The 2,193-nt window shown below is 62.3% G+C and carries 3 protein-coding genes and 2 tRNA genes; 4 read left to right on the top strand and 1 reads right to left on the bottom strand.

All coding sequences use genetic code 11. The features are described 5' to 3' along the window. The 4 genes from ABYB95_RS22135 to ABYB95_RS22120 all read left to right on the top strand — a co-directional run. On the top strand, nucleotides 1–786 hold a 786-nt coding region (locus ABYB95_RS22135), incomplete at its 5' end, for a PAS domain-containing sensor histidine kinase (protein WP_372662064.1). A 30-nt stretch (nucleotides 787–816) separates the two neighbouring features. Then, nucleotides 817–1,506, top strand: a complete 690-nt coding sequence (locus tag ABYB95_RS22130) for a response regulator (RefSeq protein WP_372662061.1) — start codon at nucleotides 817–819, stop codon at nucleotides 1,504–1,506. Between the two features lie 55 nt (nucleotides 1,507–1,561). Then, nucleotides 1,562–1,637, top strand: a tRNA-Phe gene (locus tag ABYB95_RS22125). Nucleotides 1,638–1,689: 52 nt separating this feature from the next. After that, nucleotides 1,690–1,765 (top strand) — tRNA-Gly (locus ABYB95_RS22120). A 100-nt stretch (nucleotides 1,766–1,865) separates the two neighbouring features. On the opposite strand, the gene ABYB95_RS22115 is transcribed toward ABYB95_RS22120, so the two are convergent. After that, nucleotides 1,866–2,193: hypothetical protein (locus ABYB95_RS22115; protein ID WP_372662058.1), on the bottom strand; the 328-nt coding region annotated here is incomplete at its 5' end.

Raw genomic sequence — 2,193 nt, 5'->3', positions numbered from 1 at the left:
TTTGACGAAGGCATCACCCTGATCGCGCGTGGCGCGCTGCTGCCGCAGAACGAGCAATTGCTGGTGTTCGACGACGTGTCGGAAATGGTTTCGGCCCAGCGCGCCAAAGCCTGGGGCGAGGTGGCGCGGCGCCTGGCGCACGAAATCAAGAACCCGCTCACGCCGATACAGCTCTCGGCCGAACGGCTGGCCATGAAACTCACGGGCAAAGTGGCCGTGCCCGAGCAGGCCATTCTGGACAAATCGGTGCGCACCATCGTCGACCAGGTGGACGCCATGAAGCGGCTGGTCAACGAATTCCGCGACTATGCCCGCCTGCCCGCCGCCGTGCTCGCCCCAACCGATCTCAACGCCCTGGTGCGCGACTTCATGGGCCTGTACGACAACGCCACGGTACCGGTGCGCGTGGAGCTGTGTGAGCCCTGCCCGCCGGTGCTGGCCGACGCCCAGCAAGTCCGCCAGCTGCTGCACAACCTGGTGCAAAACGCCCAGGACGCCATGGCCGACCAGCCGGATGCCGAGGTGTTGCTGCGCACCCGGTCGTCGGAATCCGGCCAGCGGGTGCGCTTGTCCATCGTCGACCAGGGGCCGGGTTTTGCCGAACACATACTCAAGCGCGCTTTTGAGCCCTATGTGACCACCAAGGTCAAAGGCACGGGCCTGGGCCTGGCGGTGGTCAAAAAAATCATGGAAGAACACGGCGGCCGGGTCGATCTGAGCAACCGGCTGCTGGACGGCAAAGTGATCGGCGCGCAAGTGTCGTTATCATTCGCAGTTGCGAATTGACAACATCGAAGGTAGGAACACCCCATCACCATGGCAAATATTCTGGTTGTAGACGACGAGCTGGGCATACGCGATCTGCTCTCTGAAATCCTCAGCGACGAAGGTCACACCGTCGAACTGGCGGAAAACGCGGCCCAGGCCCGTTTGTGCCGCACGCAGATGCGCCCCGACCTGGTGTTGCTCGACATCTGGATGCCCGACACCGACGGCGTCACCCTGCTCAAAGAGTGGGCCAGCACCGGCCTGTTGTCCATGCCGGTCATCATGATGAGCGGCCACGCCACCATCGACACGGCGGTAGAGGCCACCCGCATCGGCGCCACCGCCTTCCTGGAAAAGCCCATCACGCTGCAAAAGCTGCTCAAAGCGGTGGACAACGGCCTGAACAAGCCCGTGGCCAGGGCCGGCATGCTGGTGCCCTCCAAAGCTGGCATGTTGCTGCCCAACGACCTCACGGTCGAAGTGGCCATGACCGGTGGCACCCTGCCCGAAGCCACCATGGACATCGGACCGCAGTCCATGCAGTCGTTCAATCTGGAAGGCCCGCTGCGCGAAGCACGCGACGAATTCGAAAAGGCCTATTTCGAGTTCCATCTGGCCAAGGAATCCGGCTCCATGACCCGCGTAGCCGAAAAAACCGGCCTGGAACGCACCCACCTCTACCGCAAGCTCAAGCAGCTGGGCGTAGACCTCGCCCGCAGCAAACGCAACGCGCTCTGAACGCCAGACGGCGCGAAAGAGCATCTGCGAAGCTGCTATACTCTCGCTTCTGTTTGGCCCGGTAGCTCAGTTGGTAGAGCAGCGGATTGAAAATCCGCGTGTCGATGGTTCGATTCCGTCCCAGGCCACCAAACATTCGTCAAAAGCCCGTCCACGCGACGGGCTTTTGTTTGAAGTCGGATTGCGGGATTAGCTCAGTTGGTAGAGCGATACCTTGCCAAGGTATAGGTCGAGAGTTCGAGTCTCTTATCCCGCTCCATTTGGCCCATGTTGCTCAGCCGAGAGCAACCGCCTGAAGAAGCCCGTCCACTGTGATGGGCTTTTTGTTGCTGAGGCCAGTCGTCTGGTGCCGTGTCAGATCACCGCCGCTGGCGCCGCAGCAGCAAACGCACGATGACGAAAGCGGCACCGGCAGCCGCACCCAGGCCCGGAAAGATGACGAGGTTGTCGGCGATCAGCGGGGCCTGGTTGAACATCAACGAGACCGCGCTCATGCACACGCCGAGCATCAAGCCCACGTAGATCGGCGTTGTCTGTCGCAACAGTCGGCGCAACCGGGGAGTGGCTGCGAGCCCCAGCAAACCACCGGCCAACAGCAGCATGACCATCACGCGCACGCCCATCAGCCAGGCGAGCAGCAGGCCGATCACGATGGGAACGTAACGGAGCGGCAGGTGCGCGGGCGCA

This window comes from Hydrogenophaga sp. (assembly GCF_041633695.1).
Taxonomy (GTDB): Bacteria; Pseudomonadota; Gammaproteobacteria; order Burkholderiales; family Burkholderiaceae_C; genus Hydrogenophaga.
The sequence above is the reverse complement of the archived record's forward strand: the minus strand, read 5'-3'. Positions and strand labels throughout refer to the sequence as shown.

Excerpts from the sequence above, each read along its gene's own strand:
- ABYB95_RS22130 (WP_372662061.1), top strand. The coding sequence starts at position 817 with ATGGCAAATATTCTGGTTGTAGACGACGAGCTGGGCATACGCGATCTG.